18 protein-coding genes and 2 pseudogenes are annotated in these 20,425 nt (G+C 68.3%); 11 read left to right on the forward strand and 9 right to left on the reverse strand.

Features of this window, described 5'->3' with window-relative positions:
- Nucleotides 1–13: 13 nt before the first annotated feature.
- Complete coding sequence (locus GD1_RS14180) at nt 14–571, reverse strand: hypothetical protein (protein WP_059037681.1); 558 nt, start codon at nt 569–571, stop codon at nt 14–16.
- A gap of 146 nt (nt 572–717) precedes the next feature.
- On the opposite strand from GD1_RS14180, the gene GD1_RS14185 reads away from it, so the two are divergent.
- The 3 genes from GD1_RS14185 (at nt 718) to GD1_RS14195 (ending at nt 4,691) form a co-directional block, all read left to right on the forward strand.
- Nucleotides 718–1,134, forward strand: a complete 417-nt coding sequence (locus tag GD1_RS14185) for a globin domain-containing protein (protein WP_059037683.1) — start codon at nt 718–720, stop codon at nt 1,132–1,134.
- A 90-nt stretch (nt 1,135–1,224) separates the two neighbouring features.
- Nucleotides 1,225–3,639 carry a glycoside hydrolase family 31 protein gene (locus GD1_RS14190; RefSeq protein WP_157079483.1) on the forward strand — a complete coding sequence of 805 codons (2,415 nt, stop codon included), beginning with the start codon at nt 1,225–1,227 and terminating at the stop codon, nt 3,637–3,639.
- On the forward strand, nt 3,639–4,691 hold the full coding sequence (locus GD1_RS14195; protein ID WP_059037688.1) for a PHP domain-containing protein: 1,053 nt from the start codon (nt 3,639–3,641) through the stop codon (nt 4,689–4,691). The genes GD1_RS14190 and GD1_RS14195 overlap by 1 nt, the downstream gene beginning before the upstream one ends.
- A gap of 774 nt (nt 4,692–5,465) precedes the next feature.
- On the opposite strand, the gene GD1_RS14200 is transcribed toward GD1_RS14195, so the two are convergent.
- Nucleotides 5,466–7,133 (reverse strand): ABC-F family ATP-binding cassette domain-containing protein, encoded by a 1,668-nt coding sequence (locus tag GD1_RS14200; RefSeq protein WP_053777773.1) that lies wholly within the window; start codon nt 7,131–7,133, stop codon nt 5,466–5,468.
- Nucleotides 7,134–7,199: 66 nt separating this feature from the next.
- On the opposite strand from GD1_RS14200, the gene GD1_RS14205 reads away from it, so the two are divergent.
- The 5 genes from GD1_RS14205 (at nt 7,200) to GD1_RS14225 (ending at nt 11,248) form a co-directional block, all read left to right on the forward strand.
- The gene (locus tag GD1_RS14205) at nt 7,200–7,502 is read left to right on the forward strand and encodes a hypothetical protein (RefSeq protein ID WP_053777774.1); all 303 of its coding nucleotides are present in this window, start codon (nt 7,200–7,202) and stop codon (nt 7,500–7,502) included.
- Nucleotides 7,503–7,616: 114 nt separating this feature from the next.
- Nucleotides 7,617–8,090, forward strand: a complete 474-nt coding sequence (locus tag GD1_RS14210) for a carboxymuconolactone decarboxylase family protein (protein WP_053777775.1) — start codon at nt 7,617–7,619, stop codon at nt 8,088–8,090.
- A 1-nt stretch (nt 8,091) separates the two neighbouring features.
- Nucleotides 8,092–8,973 carry an RNA polymerase sigma factor SigJ gene (gene sigJ / locus GD1_RS14215; RefSeq protein WP_059037690.1) on the forward strand — a complete coding sequence of 294 codons (882 nt, stop codon included), beginning with the start codon at nt 8,092–8,094 and terminating at the stop codon, nt 8,971–8,973.
- A 182-nt stretch (nt 8,974–9,155) separates the two neighbouring features.
- Nucleotides 9,156–10,463, forward strand: a complete 1,308-nt coding sequence (locus tag GD1_RS14220; RefSeq protein WP_059037692.1) for a DUF1254 domain-containing protein — start codon at nt 9,156–9,158, stop codon at nt 10,461–10,463.
- 407 nt (nt 10,464–10,870) lie between these two features.
- Nucleotides 10,871–11,248, forward strand: coding sequence for a VOC family protein (locus GD1_RS14225; RefSeq protein ID WP_059037694.1), 378 nt, complete (start codon nt 10,871–10,873; stop codon nt 11,246–11,248).
- 21 nt (nt 11,249–11,269) lie between these two features.
- Here GD1_RS14225 and GD1_RS14230 read toward each other — a convergent pair whose 3' ends face one another.
- Nucleotides 11,270–12,040: an AraC family transcriptional regulator gene (locus GD1_RS14230; protein ID WP_059037696.1), complete on the reverse strand. Its 771-nt coding sequence runs from the start codon at nt 12,038–12,040 to the stop codon at nt 11,270–11,272.
- A 55-nt stretch (nt 12,041–12,095) separates the two neighbouring features.
- Here GD1_RS14230 and GD1_RS14235 point away from each other — a divergent pair, with 55 nt between their 5' ends.
- Nucleotides 12,096–13,271, forward strand: a complete 1,176-nt coding sequence (locus GD1_RS14235) for an MFS transporter (RefSeq protein WP_238404068.1) — start codon at nt 12,096–12,098, stop codon at nt 13,269–13,271.
- Here the strand turns inward: GD1_RS14235 and GD1_RS14240 are convergent.
- Both GD1_RS14240 and GD1_RS14245 read right to left on the reverse strand, forming a co-directional pair.
- A complete protein-coding gene (locus tag GD1_RS14240) occupies nt 13,268–13,771 on the reverse strand; it encodes a hypothetical protein (protein WP_157079484.1) in 504 nt (167 codons plus the stop codon). The two genes, GD1_RS14235 and GD1_RS14240, sit on opposite strands and share 4 nt — an antisense overlap.
- Nucleotides 13,772–13,890: 119 nt before the next feature.
- Nucleotides 13,891–15,345, reverse strand: coding sequence for an MFS transporter (locus GD1_RS14245; RefSeq protein ID WP_059037702.1), 1,455 nt, complete (start codon nt 15,343–15,345; stop codon nt 13,891–13,893).
- Nucleotides 15,346–15,443: 98 nt separating this feature from the next.
- Between GD1_RS14245 and GD1_RS14250 the strand changes: the two genes are divergently transcribed.
- The gene (locus GD1_RS14250) at nt 15,444–16,157 is read left to right on the forward strand and encodes a TetR/AcrR family transcriptional regulator (RefSeq protein WP_059037704.1); all 714 of its coding nucleotides are present in this window, start codon (nt 15,444–15,446) and stop codon (nt 16,155–16,157) included.
- An 85-nt stretch (nt 16,158–16,242) separates the two neighbouring features.
- Here the strand turns inward: GD1_RS14250 and GD1_RS24755 are convergent.
- Nucleotides 16,243–16,356: pseudogene (locus GD1_RS24755) on the reverse strand (TAXI family TRAP transporter solute-binding subunit); the annotation flags it as partial.
- Between the two features lie 446 nt (nt 16,357–16,802).
- Complete coding sequence (locus GD1_RS14255; protein ID WP_059037706.1) at nt 16,803–17,219, reverse strand: DUF6764 family protein; 417 nt, start codon at nt 17,217–17,219, stop codon at nt 16,803–16,805.
- A 412-nt stretch (nt 17,220–17,631) separates the two neighbouring features.
- On the opposite strand from GD1_RS14255, the pseudogene GD1_RS25820 reads away from it, so the two are divergent.
- Nucleotides 17,632–17,922, forward strand: a pseudogene (locus GD1_RS25820) (variant leucine-rich repeat-containing protein); the annotation flags it as partial.
- A 92-nt stretch (nt 17,923–18,014) separates the two neighbouring features.
- Here the strand turns inward: GD1_RS25820 and GD1_RS14260 are convergent.
- A complete protein-coding gene (locus tag GD1_RS14260; RefSeq protein ID WP_202927241.1) occupies nt 18,015–18,809 on the reverse strand; it encodes a sulfite exporter TauE/SafE family protein in 795 nt (264 codons plus the stop codon).
- Between the two features lie 666 nt (nt 18,810–19,475).
- A partial coding sequence (locus tag GD1_RS14270) for a phage major capsid protein (protein ID WP_157079485.1) occupies nt 19,476–20,425 on the reverse strand: 950 nt, incomplete at its 5' end.

Genomic DNA, 20,425 nt, shown 5'->3' on the forward strand with positions numbered 1-20,425 from the left:
GGTCGGTCGGGGATCAGACGCTCCAGCGCCACAGGGTGGGTGCCGGGCCACCGGCATCCGGTGACGGCCCCACCTCGGCGAGGCCGTCGATCTTTCGCAGGCGGTTTTCGACGTCGGGGTCGGTGACCTCGGCGCCGGTGAATCCCTTGGTGAGGGCGACCGCGTCGGTGGTGGTGAAGTGTCTGCCGGTGATCCCGTGGGTGAAGACGCGGTCGTGCCAGAGCCGTTCGGCCAGCGCGGTGCGGGCATCGACGACCACCGTGGTGTGGTCGAAGGCCAGGCTGCGTCTGCGGTCGGCCGGTGCCCAACGGATGTCGGCGGTCCAGATCGCCTGATCGGCCCAGAACGTCGCCCACATGGTGATCGCCGACAGCTGTCCCAGCGCGGTGGGGACCTCGTCGACGCCGACGGTGGCCAGTGCCCGTGCCACCGCAGCCGCCGGCGGTTCCCCGGGGTGTTCCTCGACGGTCGGCAGCATGCGATCGCGCTCGGTGGCATCGGGTGTGCGATCGTGCGTCGCGACGAGCACACGTCGGGTGGTCGGATCGTAGGTCAGGGCGACCAGCTTCATCGGATCCCTCCTGCAGACGGTCGGTGGGCCGCCGAAAACTTCTCACATCAGGTCTCTGGTCGTGTGAGAACCCGGCAACGGGCTCGGCAAAGCCATTTCCCGGTGGGGTAATCGGCAGGTAACGCCCGGCGCCCACCCTTTCTCGTATGGACAAAGATCTTCTCAGCCACAGTCTTTCACTTGTCGATCTGCCCGACGATGGACTCACCGTCCGCTTCTACGACATCCTGTTCGAACGCTACCCCGCGGTCCAGCCCATGTTCACCCGCGGCACCCGCCTGCAGGCGAGCATGCTGCGCACCGCGGTGATCGCCGTGGTCGACCATCTCGACGACCCGGAATGGCTCACCACCACGCTGGGTGCCATGGGCCGTCGGCACGCCGCACTCGGGGTGACCGAACCCATGTACGGTGCCGTCGCCGAGTGCATGATCGCGGCGATGAGCGAGATCGGTGGCCAGGACTGGAGCCCGGAGATGACGGATGCGTGGACCGAGGCCCTGACCGCGGTGGCATCGCTGATGCTGGCCGGCTACCCCGAAGAGGAAGAGGGTGCCGCCTGATCCTGGGGAGAACCCGTCTCCGCCGAGCCTTCGATCGGTGTCCTCGACAATCAGCCGCGCCCGGACCTGCCCGCCGGGTAGCGTCCGGGTGTGGGCGCGACACGGGGTTCGGCGGGGGAGCAGCGCGGCATGAGTCGACGTCGGGCGTTGGCCTCGGCGGGTGCTGCGTCGCTCGGGGTGGCCGGGGCCGCCGCGGCAGGTGCCGGCATGGGTGCGGCCACCGCGGCCCCGGTCGACCCGGCCGGGATGGTCACCGCAGACCGGGTGCGGCTGACCGTGATCACCCCCGGCCTGATCCGCTACGAGTACTCGCCGGCCCGCCGGTTCGAGGACCGTCCGACACTTCTGGCGCACCATCGCCGAGCCCGCAGTCCCCGGTTCCGGACCCGCACCGCTGCCGGCACCCTCGAACTCGAGACCGACCACCTCGTCCTACGCTGTGCCACCGGACGATTCGTCTCCGACGACCCCCAGATCACGCTGAAACACTCGGGTGCGCAGGTACATCCGACGTGGTTACCCGACACCTACACCCCCGCCCCGGCGGGGATCGCCTTCGCGGCGAACCTCGAGAACTGGACCTCGTCGATCCCGCCACTGCCGCACGGGAATCTGGGCGGCTGGCTGCGCTGTCTGGACTCCGTGCGGGCCGAGACCTCCCTGCAACCGGGACTGCTCTCACGCGCCGGATGGCACTTCATCGACGACACCCACTCCGTCTTGGTGCCCGACGATGCCGACACACCCGTCCGGCGGCCCCGCCGGCCCGGCTACCGCGACGGCTACATCTTCGTCTACGGCACCGACTTCCGGCAGGCACTGGCCGATCTGCGCACGCTGTCGGGGGCGGTGCCGTTGTTGCCGCGGCAGGCCTTCGGCAACTGGTTCTCCCGCTACGCCGCCTACGACGAGCACTTCTATCGCGACGACCTGCTCCCGCAGTATCGCCGCGCCGGGGTCCCGCTCGACGTCCTGATCGTCGACACCGACTTCAAGGCGCCCAACACCTGGAACGGATGGAACTGGAACCGCAAACTCTTCGCCCGGCCACGCCGATTCCTGACCTGGGCACACCAGCAGAACCTGGCCGTCGGCCTCAACATCCACCCGAGCATCTCCGGTGACGACGCCCGATACCCGGAGGCGGCACGGACCACAGGCGGGACGCTGCGCGCAGCGCTCACCCCGGCGGCCCGGTACTTCTCCGCGCTCGGTCGACGGATCGGCGGCACCCTCGGACCGACCTTCGTCTGGGACCTCGCCGAGCGCACCCACCTGAGATCGTTCATGGCGCTGCACGATTCGTTCGAGGCCGACGGCGTTGACTTCTGGTGGCTGGACTGGATCATCGACGAATCGCTGGTCGGCATTCCGCGGGCCGAGATCGCTGACGACGTGTGGCTGGCCCGCGCCTACGGCCGGCGTCGGCGTGCGCAGACCAACCGGTGGGTGTTGTTGGCGCGCAACGGGGCGTCGTACTGGGACATGGTGGGTACCCGACCCGGGCCGTGGGGTGGTCACCGGCACACCATCCACTTCACCGGTGACACCTATTCCACCTGGGAGACATTGGCATTCGAGGTGGCCTTCACTCACGCCGAGGGCAACATCGGGATGAGCTATGTGTCCCACGACATCGGCGGCTTCAAAGGGGATACCGATCCCGAACGGTATGTGCGGTGGATGCAGTTCGGCGCGTTCTCACCCATCATGCGCATCCACTCACAGAATCTCCAGACCCGGCGTCTGCCCTGGGAATTCGCCGAACCCCACCGGTCGGCGGCCACCACCGCGATGCGGCTGCGCTCGCGGCTGGTGCCCTATCTCTACACCGCGGCGCGAATCTCGCACGACACCGGACTGCCGATGGCCCACGGCATGTACCTGACGTGGCCTCATCGCCGGGAGGCCTACGACTTCCGGCACCAGTACATGCTCGGTGAAGACCTGCTGGTGGCGCCGGTGGTGCGTCCTGCCGCGGCCGGCACCACCAAACGGATCTGGTTCCCGGAGGGGCGCTGGGTGCACCTGACCGGCGGGGAATCGGTGCAGGGACCGGCGATCGGCGACATCCCGGTGCACCTCGCCGACATCCCCGTCTACGGGCGGGCCGGGGCGACCGTCGTGATGGCCGATCGCCCCCGCCCCGCCGCCGATCCCGCCGCACCCCTGACCGCTCGGGTCTTCACCGGCGCGAGCGGGTCGTCGCGGCTCTATCACGACGACGGCCATTCCGACGAGCATCGCGACGACGGATACACCTGGACCCGGATCGACTGGGATGATGGCGCGCAGGCGCTGTCGATCCACACCACCGCAGCCGGTCCGGCCGGGGCGCAGTGGCATCCGCGGATCACCCAGATCGAGCTGGTGGGTGTCGATGGCGCGCCGAAGGGTGTGTCGGTCAACGGAGTTCACGTCCCCGACGCCCGGTGGCGATACCGGCAGGAGACTCGGACCGCCGTCGCCGGGATCGCTGCGGAGACCGCGGATCGGTCACTCTGATGAAGGCGTTCGAACCGCTGGTGGCACCCGTCGACCCGGCCGATGCGCTGACCCGGATCGCGTGGCTGCTGGAACGCGACCGGGAGAGCACCTACCGCGTCGAGGCGTTCCGCACGGTGGCCCGGGTGGTGTCCGGTCTGGCCGCCGCCGACATCGCCGAGAAGGCCGCGGCCGGCGCGCTCACCAGGATCGACGGGATCGGGCCGACGACGGCCACGGTGATCGCCGAGGCCGTCGCCGGGCACGTACCCGACTATCTGGACCGATTGCAACACACGGTATCTCCGGCCGCGGCCGTCGACGATGACGCCTCGGCACTGATCCGGGCCGTTGTCGGCGACCTGCATGCCCACACCGACTGGAGCGACGGTGGCGCGCCGATCGGTGAGATGGCCGCCGCTGCGGTCGCATCGGGGCACCGGTGGCTCACCATCACCGACCACTCGCCCCGGCTGACGGTGGCCAACGGACTGTCGCCCGAACGTCTCGACCGCCAGATCGCGCAGATCGACGAGTGGAATTCCGGCGGAGACGGTGACTTCCGGCTGTTGCGCGGCATCGAGGTGGACATCCTCGACGACGGTGCGCTCGATCAGAGCGACGAGATGCTGGCGCGCCTGGACATCGTCACCGCGTCGGTGCACTCGAAACTGCGGATGGAACACGATCCGATGACCGCGCGGATGCTCGCCGCGGTCAGCGGCCCGCGGGTGCACGTGCTCGGACACTGCACCGGTCGCCGGGTCGTCACCGGGCGCGGACACCGGCCACCGTCACAGTTCGACGCCCGCGCTGTGTTCGAGGCATGCGCGGCCAACGATGTTGCGGTCGAGATCAATTCACGTCCCGAACGGGTCGATCCGCCGGACGACCTGATCGAGTTGGCCCGCGACATCGGCTGCCTGTTCGCGATCGACTCCGATGCCCACGCCCCCGGACAACTCGAGTTCAAGACGCTCGGTGCGCAACGCGCGGTGGAGCATGCCATCGACCCCGACCGCATCGTCACCACCTGGCCGCTCGATCGCCTGCTGGCCTGGTCGGATCGGTGACCCGGATGTCGGTCGGCGTCCACGAGCGGTTCCGTAGCTGGAGTGTGTTGCGTTGGTTGGTGGTTGAGCCGGGACCGAGCCGCCAGGCGAGGACCCGTGTCGAAGCCTGGTGGGACGAGGATGTTCGCGACCGGTTCTGAGGTGGCGGCATTCGTGTTCGGCCGTCGGAGATTTCGACTCGTCTTGTCGCTGCGGTCCTCGTCGGCTCAATCATCTTTATTTGCTAGGTGATTGGGTGCTCTCTACGATGGTTGAGCCGGGACCGAGCCGCTAGGCGAGGACCCGTGTCGAGGCCCGGTGAGGCGAGGATGTCCGCGACCGGTTCTGAGGTGGCGGGATTCGAGTTCGGCCGGCGGAGATTTCGACTCGACTTGTTGCTGCGCTCCTCGTCGTGTGGGTTGCTGGCTGAGCCGGGACCGAGCCGCTAGGCGAGGACCCGTGTCGAAGCCCGGTGAGGCGAAGGTGTCCGCAACGGGCTCTGAGGTGGTCGGCATTCGAGTTCGGCCGGCGGAGGTTTCGACTCGTCTCGTCGCTGCGCTCCTCGTCGGCTCAACCACCGTAAACCGCACTGTCCCAACGATGGTTGAGCCGGGACCGAGCCGCTAGGCGAGGACCCGTGTCGAAGCCTGGTGAGGCGAGGATGTCCGCAGCCGGTTCTGGGGTGGCGGCGTTCGACGTCGGCCGGCGGAGGTTTCGACTCGTCTCGTCGCTGCGCTCCTCGTCGGATCTATCATCGTGTGTGGGCGCTGATTGGGCCGAGATCGAGCCGCTGTGTCAGTTCGTCTCGGTGACGCGACCGCCTTCGACTCGCCATCCGCGATCGACGCGGACATTCGCCAGCATCCGGCGGTCGTGGGTCACGAGGAGGACGGCGCCGTCGTAGGACTCGAGGGCGGCTTCGAGCTGCTCGATAGCGGGCAGGTCGAGATGGTTGGTCGGTTCGTCGAGGACCAGTACGTTGGTGCCTCGGGCCTGCAGCAACGCCATCGCGGCCCGGGTGCGCTCACCGGGCGAGAGGTCGTCGACGGGACGGTCGACGTGGTCGGCGCGCAGCCCGAACTTGGCGAGCAGGGTCCGGACGTCGGCGGTGGTGAAGTCGGGGACGAGTTCCTCGAATCGCGCCGCGAGTGGCAGCGAACCGGTGAACTGCCCACGGGCCTGGTCGATCTCGCCGATCTCGACATTCGCGCCCAGAGCAGCGCTGCCCTCGTCGGGAGTGATCCGGCCCAGCAGTAGTCGCAGCAGGGTGGTCTTGCCTGCACCGTTGGGCCCGGTGATGCCGATGCGTTCACCGGCGTCGACCTGCAACGACACCGGACCGAGCGTGAAGTCGCCCTGCCGGACCACGGCCTGGTTGAGGGTGGCGACCACTGAACTGGATCGGGGAGCAGCGCCCAGCGTGAATTCGAGGACCCACTCCTTGCGGGGTTCGGCCACCTCGTCGAGTCGGGCGATCCGGCTCTCCATCTGCCGCACCTTCTGGGCCTGCTTCTCGCTGGACTCGGTGGCCGCACGCCGACGCAGACGGTCGTTGTCGGGGGCCTTCTTGATCGCATTGCGGACACCCTGACTCGACCATTCGCGGGTCGCGCGGGCACGGGCCACGAGGTCGGCCTTCTTGGCCGCGAACTCCTCGTACTCCTCCCGCTTGTGGCGGCGCAACACCGCGCGCTCTTCCAGGTAGCTCTCGTAGCCACCGCCGTAGAGGGTGTTGGTGTGCTGTGCCGCATCGATCTCCAAGACACGGGTGACGCTGCGGGCCAAGAACTCTCGATCGTGGCTGACCAGGATCACGCCGCCGCGCATGCCGGCGACGACCTCCTCGAGTCGGGCGAGGCCCTCGAGATCGAGATCGTTGGTCGGCTCGTCCAACAGCACCACGTCGAAGCGCGAACACAACAGCGCGGCCAGTCCGACGCGGGCGGCCTGACCACCGGAGAGCCCGGTCATCAACGCCTCCTCGGGTGCCCCGAACTCGGCGTCGAATCCGAGATCGGCGAGGACTGCGGGCAGACGTTCGTCGAGGTCGGCCGCACCCGTCGCCAGCCAGTGGTCGAGGGCGGCGGCATACACGTCGGCCGGGTCGTCGCCACCGCCGGCCGCATCGGGATCGGCGAGGGCGGCCGCGGCGTCGTCCATGGCCTTGGCGGCGGCAGCGCAGCCGGTACGCCGGGCGACGTACCCGGCGACGGTCTCGCCCGGAACGCGGTCGTGTTCCTGGGGCAGCCAGCCGACGAAGGCGTCGGCGGGCGAGCGGGACACGGTGCCCTCCAGTGGCGCGAGATCGCCGGCGAGCACACGGAGCAGCGTCGACTTGCCTGCGCCGTTGGCGCCGACCACACCGACCACGTCACCGGGCGCGACGGTGAGATCGAGATGATCGAACAGGACACGATGGGCATATCCACCGGAGACGTCCTTGGCGACGAGGGTTGCGGTCATCGGTCCATCGTCGCACCCGTCGGTCGGCGGGGGAGGCACGGCTCCCGCCCGGTAGCGTGGATCGTCATGGGCCTGATCACGTGGATGCGCATCCAGCGCATGAAGGACCCGATCCCCGGCTCGCTGCGGGTCGAGGTGTGTCCGCAGCCCGACACCGCCGTCCACTCCGCCTCCTACACCGCCTACGTCATCGGGACGGCGAGCGCGCCCGGGGTTTCACCGCGACGGGTGCAGATCTCCACCACGGTGCCGTCGAAGCGATGCCCGGTGGCCCGGCAACGGGTACCGGTCATGCTCGACAAAGCCGATCCGACCCGCGTCGTCATCCTGTGGAAGAAGGTTCCGCTGCGGGCCCGATTCGATCGTTGACCAGGGCGATCACCTGAACCGGCAGCGCTGGTGACGGTTGTCCGGTCCAGCGATGTCACACATCGCCCGCTCATCTCGTCCTCTTGTCGACCGCATGACAACAAGGAGGACCTCATGACCGCTCGGCTCGACTTCTTCGGCAACGCGACCGCTGCCAGGTTCGCCAAGTACATCAACTCGGCGGGCAAGGTGATCAGCGATTCGTCGCTGCCCGCCGCCATCCAGGAACTGGTGAAGATCCGTGCCAGCCAGATCAACGGGTGCGGGTTCTGCACCGACATGCACACCAAGGACGCCGCCCACGCGGGCGAGACCGCGCTGCGGTTGAACCTGGTCGCGGTCTGGCGGGAGGCGACGGTGTTCACCGACGCCGAGCGCGCCGCGCTGGCACTGACCGAGCAGGGCACCCGGATCGCCGACGCCGCCGGGGGCGTTCCCGACCGCGTGTGGGCCGACGCCGCCGAGCATTTCGATACCGACCAACTGGCCGCTCTGGTCGGGTTGATCGCGCTGATCAACGCCTACAATCGCATGAATGTCGTCGCCGCGACCCCGGCCGGGGACTACACCCCGGGGCAGTGGGGCTGAGATGTCGGGTTCTGTTGAGTCCGTGCCGGCCACCTTCGATGCATTGCGGCCCCGTCTGGTCGGGGTGGCCTACGGTCTGCTGGGCAGTGTGACCGAAGCAGAGGACGTCGTCCAGGACGCGTGGATTCGTTTGCAGCGAACCGATTACGAGGAAATCGACGATCTCACCGGCTGGCTGGTGACCACCACCTCCCGGTTGGCTCTGGACGTGCTGCGTTCGGCCCGTCATCGCCGCGAGGCCTATGTCGGTCCGTGGCTTCCCGAGCCGGTGGAGACCGCGCCCGATCCGGCCGACTCGGTCACCCTGGCGGAGTCGGTGTCGTGGGCGATGATGGTGGTCCTGGAAACGTTGTCGCCGGCCGAACGCATGGCATTCGTGTTGCACGACCTCTTCGGGCTGTCCTTCGACGAGATTGCCACCGCACTGGGCCGCAGTCCGGCCGGATGCCGGAAGCTCGCATCACGCGCCCGAGCGCACATCGATTCGCGCACACCGAGATTCGACGTCGACCCGACCACTCATCACGAGGTGGTCGAGGCCTTCGCCGACGCCGCGACCACCGGCGATCTCGAAGGGCTGCTGCAGATCCTCGACCCGTCGGCGGTGCTCACCGCCGACGGTGGTGGCATCGTGCGGGCGGCGCTGCGCCCGATCGTCGGTGCCGACGCGATCGCCCGGTTCCTGGCCGGTCTGGCAGGTCAGGGCGGTCCGGCCAAGAGGATGCGTGCCGCGGTCGTCAACCACAATCCGGCACTGCTGGTGTTCGTCGGAGACGAGTTGGACGGCATCGTGGCCCTGGGCATCGCCGGTGGCCGGGTCACCGCGATCGACTTTGTGCGCAACCCGGAGAAGCTGACCCGGATCGGTCGTCGCGAGCCCTGATCCGGCCGTGCAATGGGGCGAGGCGGTGCGGTCGTCGCCCATGGTCCGAACACAGGACGACGTGGCGTTTCGGGGTCGTCGACCCGCCATGCGGGCGTAGGGTGTTGCGCGTATCACAGAACAGGGTCCTGTGAAATCGACTCTGTTCGGCTGCGGCAACTGATCCTTGACCGAGGAGACCCATGAGCACGCTGTCCGACGATCTGCAGACCCTGGCGCACGAGGCCTACGTCTATCTCTATCCGTTGGTGACGATGGACGTCACCCGGCGGGTGACGTGCGCGACGCCGGCCGGTGCGCGGCCTGCGTTCGGTCCACCGAACACTTTCCACCACATCCGTGCATTCCCCACCGCCGACTTCCGTGCGGTGGTGCGGCCGAACTTCGACACGCTCTACTCGTCGGCGTGGCTGGACCTCACCGCCGGGCCGGTACGGATCCACGTTCCCGACAGCGGCGACCGGTATTTCATGCTGCCGATGCTGGACATGTGGACCGACGTCTTCGCCAACCCCGGCAAGCGGACCACCGGGACCGGCGCCCAGGACTACCTCGTCGTCCCACCCGGGTGGGACGGTGAGGTCCCCGACGGTGCCGAACTCGTCACCTCGCCGACGCCGTATGCCTGGATCATCGGCCGCACCCAGACCAACGGGCCCCACGACTATGCGGCGGTCAACGCCTTCCAGGACGGACTATCGGTCACCGAGATCGGCGGTGCCCGAGACGTTTCGGTGGATTCAGATCTCGATCCCGACACCGAGCCGCTGGGATATGTGAACTCGATGAAGGCGGTGGACTTCTTCGGTTACGCCACAAGGCTTCTCGCGGTGAACCCGCCACATGTCACCGACTTCTCCCAGCTGGCGAGGCTCGGGCGGCTGGGGATCGGTGTGGGCCCGGACTTCGACGCGTCGGCGTTCGCCGCCGCCGAACTCGAGCAGCTGCAGGCCGGTGCGGATGCGGCACTCCAGTCGTTGCGCACCGCTCCCGGCCTGCTCGCCCGACCCGCGAACGGATGGGGCATGCTGACCGGCGGGATGGGGGTCTACGGCAACTTCTACCTGCTGCGCGCCATGGTCACGCTGGTCGGACTCGGGGCGAATCCGCCCGAGGACGCGATCTATCCGCTGCTGCTGGTCGATGCCGACGGCGACAAACCCATGGGTGAGACCGACTACGTGTTGCACTTCGACGCCGACGCCCTCCCGCCGGTGTCGGCGTTCTGGTCGGTGACGATGTACGACGCGGACGGGTTCCAGGTCGCCAACGAGCTCGACCGCTTCGCCCTCGGCGACCGCGACCCCCTCGTCTATCACGACGACGGATCGCTGGACATCTACATCCAGCGCACCAATCCCGGTGGTCGGCGTGAGGCCAACTGGCTCCCGGCGTCAACCGGAGAACTGGGCATCACCCTGCGTCTCTACGCACCCCACGCCGCCGCGCTCGACGGACGCTGGCAGCCGCCCGCACTCGTGAAGTCGTAGCGATTCGGGGTTTGTGGGTGGCGGCGGGGGGTCGGGTGTCCTCCTGGTTGTGGTCGCGTTCCGGGGTTGGTGGGGGAGGTTTCGACTCGGGTCCTCGCCCTTCGGGCTCGGTCCCGGCTCAACCATCTTGGGGGGCTGGGTAATTGGTGCTTGGGGTGCTGGGTAATTGGTGGTTTGTGGAGGGTTGTGTCGCCCGGTTTGTGATCAACCATCGTGTGGTGCTGGGCAATTGGGTGTTGTGTCACGGTGATTGAGCCGACGAGGAGCGTAGCGACGAGGCGTGTCGAAATCTCCGCAGGCCGAACACGGAACGCGACCACGACCGCCGTGATCACCGCACCGCCGCGACCGGCAGAACATTCGCCGTCGCGCTGTGGGCCCGGCCGCGAAGAACTACCCTGATCCCCATGATCACCGGCCTGCATTCGCTGATCTATTGCGACGATCCGGAAGCCGCGCGTGCGTTCTTCCGGGACGTCCTGGGTTTTCCCGGCGTCGACACCGGTGGCGGGTGGCTGATCTTCACGACCGGCCCGAGTGAGCTGGCCGCGCACCCGAGTTCGTGGGAGTACGAAGGACGGTCGGGTGGTACCGACCAGCGGTTCGACGTCTCGTTCATGTGTGACGACCTTGCCCTCACGATGAGCGAACTCGCCGCGAAAGGCGTCGAGTTCACCGGTGCGCCGGCCGAACAGCCGTGGGGTTACTCGATCGGGGTCAAGGTACCCGGTGCAGGCGAGATCACGATCTACGAACCGAGATACGATCCGCCCGCGCTGATGTGAGGTGGGTGCACCTGACCGACGCTATCGTCCGCGGCGGGCTCCGGGAGTGTGGCCCAACGTGCGGCGATAGGTGTCGATGAAGGCGCTCGGGGTGGCCCAGCCGCAGAGGTGTGCGACATCGGTGACGGCCACGTCGTCGGCGAGCAGGATCAAGGCGCGGTGAAGCCGGACCTGGGTGCGCCACTGCGGATAGGTCAGACCGAGGTCGTCGCGGAACAGCCGGCTCAGGGTCCGCTCGCCGGCGGCGACCCGCCGGCCGAGTTGGGCGAGTGAATGTGACTGTGTGAGATCGTCGGTCACGATCGCGCACGCCTGCCTCAACCGCTCGTCGACGGGGCTGCGCAACCACAGCGCGGTCTCGCCACAGGGGCGTAACTGGTCGACGAGGACGGCGCGCAGGCGCAACCCCGCGTCGTCGAGCGGTTCGACGGCCTGTGAGCACGCGATGACGAGCTCGCGGACCAAGGCCGAGACCGCGACCACCTGCGGTCCGTCGTCGGGGAACGGATTCACATCGGGATCGAATGCCACACAGTGGAACTCGGTACGACCGAAGAATCGGTGCTCATGCCACGAGTGGGCGGGGACCCAGATGGCCCGATCCGACGGGGCGACCCAGGTGCCGGCGTCGGTGGTGACCTCCACCAGCCCGCTTCCCGGATACACCAGCTGATGACGCGCATGATGGTGCCGGGCGATGCGATGTCCGCCCGGATGCCGCTCCACGGCGGTCACCGTCGGCGACAACGTACCGTCGTCCGACGCGGCATCGGCCTGGCGGGTATTCGACATAAGTTGTCACTTTATCGGAAGCGGACACCTGGGATGGGGTTCTAGCGTGTGATCCATGAGTTCGACGACGACCCGCCCCGCCCCGGACCGAGAGGGCGTTGGAATATGGAAACGAATGCGGCACTGGATGATTGCGCATGCGGTCGATGACTTCTATCAGGGCCTGGTGCCGGCCTCGATCCCGTTCTTCGTCCTCGACCGCGGATACAGTTACACCGCGGCGTCGGGGCTCGCACTGGCCGCCACGCTCGGGTCGTCGCTGCCGCAGCCGTTCATCGGAATGATCGCCGACCGTCGTCGGATGCTCTGGCTCGCCCCGGGCGGGCTGGCGGTGGCGGGCATCGCCGCCGGGCTCGCCGGTCTGATGCCCACCTACGTCGCCGTATGGCTGCTGCTGTTGCTGTCGGGGTTGGGAGTGGCCGCATTCCATCCGGCCGCCGGTCGCGACGCCCGACGTGATGCGGCCGGAAGTGCGACGGGCATGAGTCTGTTCGCGGCCGGTGGCAGCGTCGGTTTCTTCCTCGCCCCCGCGCTGGTCACCCCGGCCCTGGTGCATCTGGGTGTCGGCGCCACCGCACTGTTCATCCCGCCCGCGGTGCTGATGGCGGTCGTCCTGATGCGCCATCAGCAGCGGCGTGAGGTGGTGCACGCCGCCGCGGCGAGTGCGGGCGGCCGGGATCGCTGGGTGGCGTTCTCGGTGCTGACCTCGCTGGAGGTGGTGCGCTCGATCATCTTCTTCGGCATGAACACCTTCTTGGCGCTCTTCTGGATTCGGCACCACGGCGCATCGGCGACGATGGGCGGTGTGGCGCTGACCGTCTTCCTCGGGGGCGGCGTGCTGGGCACGATGCTGGGTGGTCGGCTGGCCGACCGGATCGGGGAAGTGCGTGTGGTGCAACTGGGTTCGATCATGGCGATCCCGGCGCTGGTTCTGGTGCGGGTGGTCCCGGAGCCGTGGCTGGGCGTCATGGTCACCGCACTGTGCGGAATCGCGATCAACATCCCGTTCGGTGTGTTGGTGAAGCTCGGGCAGGACTATCTGCCGTCACGGCCGGGGACGGCAGCAGGGGTCACCCTCGGACTCGCCGTGACCGTCGGCGGACTGTTCGCCCCGGTACTCGGTGCGATCGCCGACCGCTCGGGACCGGAGACGGTGCTGACCGTGCTGTGCGTGATTCCCGTCGTGGCAGTGGTGCTCAGCGCGATGCTGCCGTCGCCGGACACGACCTAGTAGGTGCGGATGTCGGCGGCCGGTCGGGGTAGATGCGGCCGGTCGGTGGTGAGGGTGAACCGGACGGTGCCGCGTCCGGTGCGCACCGTGCGGGCGAACCCGCCCTGGTTCTCACCCAGGCCCGGTAGGTTGCCGGTCGCCGGGCCGCTCACCGTGCCGTGCGCGCCGGTCGTGAGGTTGTGCCATCCGATGGTGGCGGTGACCGAACACGGCCGGCCCGTTCCGGAGATCCCGAAGAACCCGCCGGCGACGGCGAACTCGACCGCGTCGGGGTGTTGCGGTGTGGTGTGGGCGAATGCCGTCACCACACCGCCGCAGGCGGGACCGTAGGCCACCGACGGCAGGTCGGTGATCCGCGCATCCCGACCGCCGGGGACGTACGGATCGGCCTGTGCCACGGCGACACCCGCACCGCTGCCGAGCGCCAGCGCGACGCCGAGCACCGCCACACGTATCGACACACATCCACCACGCGAGTGGCGGGATCGGCCGGTCGTCATGGGTTTCTCCTCTCGCCGGGATCGTCGTGTGCTCATCGGGAACATCGTGTGAGCGGGGGCACATCGTTACCCCAGGGGCCGCTGCGCACCGACGTCGTACCCGGGTCGATGCGCAGTGCTCAGTGCTGTTCCTCCACGTCGCGGGAATCGGTGAGCGTCATCGCGCCGACGGCGACCACGACGGTGATCAGTGCCGCCATCAGCAGGTAGGTGATGCGTTCGCCGTGGAAGAACGACTGCACCAGATCCGAGTCCCAGGCCCCGTCCGGCAGCACCGCAGTGACCAGTGCGGCGATGGCGGTTCCGACCACCGCGGTCCCGACGCTGGTGCCGACCTCCTGCGCGGTGTCGTTGAGGGCGGCGCCGACGGAGGTGCGGTTCTCCGGCATGCCGGAGATCAGTGCCACCGCACCGATGGTCATCACGGTGCGCAGCCCGATGGTGAAGGTCACCATGAACAGCGCGATCGGCAGGTAGCCGTGCTCCACCGACCATCCGATACCGGCCAGGGAGCCGCCGAGCAGCACTGCGGAGATCAGGCAGGCGATCCGGTGACCGAACTGCTTGCCCATCCACTCCGAGAGCGGGGTGGCCACGACCATGGTGATGATCAGCGGCAGATTCGCGAGGCCGGCCTTCATCGGACTCCACCCATAGGCGTACTGGAAGTGCAGGATCAGCCCGAACATCACGCCGGCCATCGCGATCGAGGTCCCGATCTGGGCGATCGCCGCTCCGCGCACGGTGCCGTTGCGGAAGACCGACAGATCGAGCATGGGTTGGTCGGTTCGGCGTTCGTGCCAGATGAACAGCGCCACCGCGACGATCGCCGCGGCCACCGAACCGAGCGCGGCCGGCGACGTCCAGCCCTGTTCGACGCCGGCGGTCAGGGTGTAGCAGGCGAAGCCGATACCGAGGATCGACAGCACCGCGCCGGGGAGGTCCAGCCGATCGTCGGTGAGGTCCGCCGGATCGTCGGGCGCCACGCCCTTGCGCACACCGAGCCACGCGACCAGTGCGATCGGGGCATTGACCAGCAGCAGCCATTCCCACCTGATGTGGGCAAGGGCGGTGCCGCCGAGCAGCGGACCCAGGATGAAACCGCTCATGCCGACGACGATCATCACCGTCATCGCCCGCATCCGCAGGGCGTCGGTGTCGAAGAGCCGGAACACCAGCGAGTTGGTCACCGGCGCCATCGCCGCGGCGGCCACACCGAGCGCGGCACGCAGGGCGATGAGCTCGCCGGTCGAGTGCACCCAGATCACGCCGATGCTGATCAGGCCGAACGCGGCCAGCCCCCACAGCAGCACCCGGCGCCGGCCGAGGCGGTCGGCGGCCGAGCCGGCCGTCAGCAGCAACCCGCCGAAGGTCAGCGAGTACACGCCGGTCACCCATTGCAAGGCCAGGGTCCCGCCGCCGAGATCGCGGCCGATGGTCGGCAGCGCGATGCTCAGGAGGGTGTTGTCGACCATCTCGACGAAGAAGGCCAGGCAGAGCGCGGTCATCGGTATCCATGCGGCCCGCAGCGACGTGTAGGTGCGCGTGGTCGCGGAGTTCTCGAGTGTCGTCATGGTCCACCTCCCTTTCTATCGAACAGTGTTCGGTTATCGAACAGAGTTCGATGATAGAACGATGTTCGATAATCGTGCAAGGGGGCATGATGGAAGCCATGACGAAGACCGACGACACCGCGCGGCCGGCCCGGACGCGACGCCGCGCCTCGCATTCGATGGAGGCCGTGATCTCCACCGCCGTCGACATGCTCGACGAGGCGGGCGAGTCAGCGTTGACCTTCCGATCGCTCGCCCAGCGCCTCGGCGGGGGCGTGGCCAGCATCTATTGGTATGTCGCGAACAAAGAAGAACTGCTCGACCGGGCCACCGACCACGTGCTCGCCGGGGTCGTCGCCGACACCGAGGCCTTCACCGGCGACGCCGCCGATCCGATCGAGAACCTGCGGTCGATCGGACACACGCTCTTCGACGCCGTCGCCGACCGGCCGTGGCTGGGTGCCTACCTGGCCGCCGACGCCGATTCGCGGCCGAACGGGGTGGCGCTCTTCGAGCGGATCGGCGCCCAGGTCATGCGGCTGGGGATGGGCCCGACGGAGACTTTCCACGCGGCCTCGGCCATCTTGAGCTTCGTCATCGGCACCGCTGCCGATCTCGGCCAGCAACCGCCGCCGCAGGAGGTGGTCGACGGATCGGTCAGCCGGGAGGAGTTCCTGGCCCGCTACGCCGACCGCTGGCGGGCCAGCGACCCGGAACAGTTCCCGTTCCTGCACTTCGTCGCCGACCAGTTCGCCACCCACGACGACGCCGCGCAGTTCCGCGCGGGACTGGACATGCTCTTGGCCGGACTACGTCAGGCGGCCGGTCGATAGCCGGCGTCATCGATGCGCCGAAACTGCGCAAGCAGCAACGGGTTCCGAGCGGGTAGGGGCGAGAAGCCTTCGATGTCAAAGTGTCTCACCCGTCGCGTCGGCGATACGCGGCGACCGCTCCGGCGTGTAGCGGTACCGAACCGGTGACGATCAGCGATTGGCGGTCGAGGAACCGGCCGCCGATGGCCTGGGCGGACACCGGCCGTGTGATCGGTGATCACCGTGTCGGACATGGACAATTCCAGGCCGGCATCTCTCTGGCGAAGCAGATGGAGGGTCGCCGCCGAGCCGCCGAGCCGCGGGTCTCGACCGGGTGGCTCGCACCGAGCCGGTCTGCGTGGCGGTCTGCGCGAGTGGTGAGCCGAACTCACCGGAGAAGCCTCGGGGTCGCCTTTTGACCATGCGTAGGGTGACCGGGGCCGCGACGGCGCAGATCGCGCTCGCGGCACGGTCGAGCAAACGGTTGCCACACCCAGTGGGAACAGTGCAGGACGCGTCCTCGCAGTCCCTCGGGGGAGACACGATGCGGGCGAGCCGTATCCGGGTCGGCCCAGGGCACAAGGCGCCAGAACGGACAAGCCCGTTCCGCGGTCGGATCGGGCTTGTCCGAAATCCCGGACGTCCGGCCGGTCGCACGTCGCGGACTCAGTGCCGGCAGCCCTTGAGGGTCTGGAAGTCTCCGCCGAACGCGAAACCGGGGCCGGTGCAGACCGGGGCGTTCTTGCCGTCGATGACGACCGACGCGTTCGGGCCGGCGATACCGATGGCCAGGCCCGGCTTGATGCCGTTCATCTGTACCGAGGCGCCGGGGCCGATGGCGATGGCAGCGGGTCCGGCGAACCCTGTGGCCGCGGACCGGGCGACGCCGCCCCCGTCGGCGACGGCCAGACTCAGTCCGTTGGGACTCGACTGGGCCGAGCAGTGGGACTGCTGTGTGGTCTGCCCGGGCAGCCCCGGACACACCTGGGGTGCGGCGGCAGCGTGGCCGGCGCCGACGACGATCGCTCCGGCTCCGGCCGCGGCGATGAAGAATCCGACAGTTGCGCGCTTGGCAGTGATCATGAAAGCTCTCCTGCTCCGTGGGGGCGGCAACGGTTACCGCCGCCTAGCCATTCGGAGACCGCGCCGACCCGGATTGGTGGGAGTGATCCCGGACTACCCGCAGAGGGGCCGAGCACCACGCGAACGCAGCCGATGTCGGGCGGTGCCGGCGACGACGCACCGGGACCGTTGCCGCCGCCGGACCGCTCCCGCCTGGTGAGGCGCGGCCCGGCGCTGCCTCTCGTGCCGACCGCCACGCCGAGTCCGGCACGTCAGGCGCACCCGAGGTCCCGCACGAGACCACCTTCATCTCGGTCGGCGGTACGTACACCGAAGAGATAGCGGCAGACCCGACCACGTCCGCGGAGACGCTCGACGAGATCTCCGGGTCCGACCCACGGCTGCACGCGGCGCCGGCCCGAACCCGGCGGCATATCCGGCGCTGCTCGAGTGGCTCGGCCGACTTGGCGACCCGGCGGTCGACGCGGAGTTGGCGAAGCGCCCGAGGACGTGGGACTGCCGGTGTCCATATGGCCGACAACCCCTGAATGACCGACCGACACCCACCGCAGACACTCCGACGAAACGAAGAAATCCTCCGACCGGAGTCGGAGGATTTCGTCATCGGGTGGAGCTAAGGGGACTCGAACCCCTGACCCCCACACTGCCAGTGTGCCCAAGGGTGTATCGGCTCGTACCGGCTTGTAGCCATACGTGCAGCTAGTGGCAGGTTTCCGTGTCGGTAGCGTCTACTCCATATCGGCGTGTTTCTGCGCGTCCTGGGACACTCTTGGGACACTGGCGAGGGCGACGAGTTCACGCGAGGACCTCGACAAGGTAGAGCGCAGCGGTTGCAACGGCCAGGATTCCCAGTACGCCCTTGAGTGCTCGTTCGGGCATAAGTGAGCGGTAGTGCGCGCCGAGGTAGCCGCCGATCAATCCGCCGAGGCCCAGCGCGAGCCCGAGTAGCCAGATCGGCGCGATAGTCGAGTCGCCGGTAGCGACGGCCAGGACGATGAACGTCACCGCGCCGACGCCCGAGGTGATGAACGTACTTGTCAGAGCGGCCGGGGCGACCACAGCGGTAACCATTCCTCGGCCGACGAGTATCGGGCTCAGCAGCGATCCGCCGCCTATGCCATAGACGCCACCGACCAGACCAGCGGCCAGAGCAAGGGCTACCACGACGCGCCGGTCGGGGCCGTCGGTCGTTTGTCGGCGCGGTCTCGACGCCCGGGTCTGTAGGAGTAGCCACGCCCCCAGCGGCAGGAGCAGGGCGCCGACGATCAGCTTGAACGGCCGAGGATCGGGTAGCACGACCACTCGCACTATCGCCCCCACGACAACGCCGGGAACAGTCCCCGCGATCAGTAGACGCGTGAGTGGACTCCGCAGCGAACCACTACGCCGGTATCGAGCTAACGCGCCTGGGATGGATACCAGGTTGAACATGAGGTTGGTCGGCGTCACCGACGGGCTCGGCACTCCGAGAACGCTCACCTGGACCGGCAGGAGGAACACCGCTCCCGAAACGCCCACGGGAGTCGTCACGACGGAGATCAGCAGACCGGCTCCGAACGCGGCCGTGAGTATCCAGAGGTCGAGATCCACGTCGATACCCTACGGACCACTCAGCGCATGTCTAGGTTTGGAATCACGTGCCTCGCGTAGTCAGCGGACCGGCTTGGTGAGACCGGCCGCGCATGACGGGCATGGGACGCCCGGACTGATCTCGTGCCTTGCCCGACGAGGACTCACCACGACGACGCGGTGACCTCGTGGAGCGACCGCTGGCTCGTGGCCCGATGGTCCGATCTCGCCCCCGCTGGCCATGCGGACCGGCCGCGACGATCCCGAGGCCCGCGTGGGTCGAGCTGGAGCCAGGCCCACGCCCTCGCGCCGACGGTCTGCACTGGCCTGGGCGGCGTCGGCGCGTGTCGGCCGGTTGTGGCTCACACTGCGAGGCTCGGGATACTTGCGCCCGTCGATCACGCCGCCTCGGCGCAAGCCGGGAACGCTCACGTCCACGAGGTTCGTCGGATCGGGCGCAACCTTGGAACCGACGAGATCGCAGCGCACGCGAATACCACCGCCCGCCTGGCTCGTGATCCCGCCGTCCAGTCGGCCGCCGATGTACGAGACGGCCCCGCTGGCGATATCGCCCACGAGGTCAACGGCCCCGCCGATTACGTCACCGACGCCCATGCCTAACTCCTTGTCCTAGAGCGAGATCCGCCCCCACGCCGTGCGCGGTGGCTGGCATGGGGGCGGAGTGAGTCAGGCGGTGGCGACCCGGTAGACCGCGCTCGGCTGGTAGACCGAGAAACCGAAGCGCCCCTCAACACGGACGCGAACCTGGTTGCGGGTGAACAGCTCGCCCGAGGCGTCCCATTCCACGTCAACGGCCGAGCCCACAATGTCGATCGAGACCGCGTTCGGATCGAGGACCAACGCGGTACCGGCCGGGAGCGCGGTGGACAGGTGCGCCCGCAGGCCCCAGACCTTCCGCTCGGCCTGGTCGAGCGGGACGCCTCGGAACGCCACGGCGTCGTCGCTGGTGGCCAGCAGTTCGAGCGCTTCCCAGTCGGACGGCGAGATCACCAGAACACCAGGCTCGTAACCGAGGCTCTCGGCCTTGGTGATGGCCTTGCGAACGCTGACCAGGATCGAGGTATCGAACGCCTGAGTCTGCACGCCGCTGGTGTTCAGCAGGCCGGTCAGATTAGCCCCGGTGCCGTCGCCACTGAGTGCCTGAGCCTCGACGGCGCGATCCAGTCCGTAGACCAACTCAGTCGAGAGGAACCGCTGGAGCGTAGGCGCGTCCTGGAGGACGAACTTATCGACCTGCTCCGAGATATGTGCAATGACGCTCGCACTGGCGTCAACGGTTTCGACGCCGATCTCGCTCATGGGCTTCTCGGCCCCCTCGGCCACGGGTGCGGCGTTCAGAGCGCGTGCAGTCTGGCGCAGGTAGCGCCATTGCGGATTGGCCCGCGTGACGGTCGGCAGAACGTCCAGGAGAGAGGTCGCCGGTCGTCCCTGGGGAACGACGTCGCGGGCGATCGGAACATCGCTGACGATCTGACCCGAGGCTGTAAGAGCCTTGGTACCGACGCCACCCTCACCGCGCCACGCGGCGGCCGGATCGGTGCCGCCGATCATCTGGCGAGCAATGGACGCGGCGAAAGACTTACGCCCCGCTCCGATAGCGAGGTACTGGGTTTCGT

It is taken from the genome of Gordonia desulfuricans NBRC 100010, assembly GCF_001485495.1.
Lineage (GTDB): Bacteria > Actinomycetota > Actinomycetes > Mycobacteriales > Mycobacteriaceae > Gordonia > Gordonia desulfuricans.

Excerpts from the sequence above, each read along its gene's own strand:
- GD1_RS14180 (WP_059037681.1), bottom strand. The coding sequence starts at position 571 with ATGAAGCTGGTCGCCCTGACCTACGATCCGACCACCCGACGTGTGCTC.
- GD1_RS14185 (WP_059037683.1), top strand. The coding sequence starts at position 718 with ATGGACAAAGATCTTCTCAGCCACAGTCTTTCACTTGTCGATCTGCCC.
- GD1_RS14195 (WP_059037688.1), top strand. The coding sequence starts at position 3,639 with ATGAAGGCGTTCGAACCGCTGGTGGCACCCGTCGACCCGGCCGATGCG.
- GD1_RS14200 (WP_053777773.1), bottom strand. The coding sequence starts at position 7,133 with ATGACCGCAACCCTCGTCGCCAAGGACGTCTCCGGTGGATATGCCCAT.
- GD1_RS14205 (WP_053777774.1), top strand. The coding sequence starts at position 7,200 with ATGGGCCTGATCACGTGGATGCGCATCCAGCGCATGAAGGACCCGATC.
- GD1_RS14210 (WP_053777775.1), top strand. The coding sequence starts at position 7,617 with ATGACCGCTCGGCTCGACTTCTTCGGCAACGCGACCGCTGCCAGGTTC.
- sigJ (WP_059037690.1), top strand. The coding sequence starts at position 8,092 with ATGTCGGGTTCTGTTGAGTCCGTGCCGGCCACCTTCGATGCATTGCGG.
- GD1_RS14220 (WP_059037692.1), top strand. The coding sequence starts at position 9,156 with ATGAGCACGCTGTCCGACGATCTGCAGACCCTGGCGCACGAGGCCTAC.
- GD1_RS14225 (WP_059037694.1), top strand. The coding sequence starts at position 10,871 with ATGATCACCGGCCTGCATTCGCTGATCTATTGCGACGATCCGGAAGCC.
- GD1_RS14230 (WP_059037696.1), bottom strand. The coding sequence starts at position 12,040 with ATGTCGAATACCCGCCAGGCCGATGCCGCGTCGGACGACGGTACGTTG.
- GD1_RS14235 (WP_238404068.1), top strand. The coding sequence starts at position 12,096 with ATGAGTTCGACGACGACCCGCCCCGCCCCGGACCGAGAGGGCGTTGGA.
- GD1_RS14240 (WP_157079484.1), bottom strand. The coding sequence starts at position 13,771 with ATGACGACCGGCCGATCCCGCCACTCGCGTGGTGGATGTGTGTCGATA.
- GD1_RS14245 (WP_059037702.1), bottom strand. The coding sequence starts at position 15,345 with ATGACGACACTCGAGAACTCCGCGACCACGCGCACCTACACGTCGCTG.
- GD1_RS14250 (WP_059037704.1), top strand. The coding sequence starts at position 15,444 with ATGACGAAGACCGACGACACCGCGCGGCCGGCCCGGACGCGACGCCGC.
- GD1_RS14255 (WP_059037706.1), bottom strand. The coding sequence starts at position 17,219 with ATGATCACTGCCAAGCGCGCAACTGTCGGATTCTTCATCGCCGCGGCC.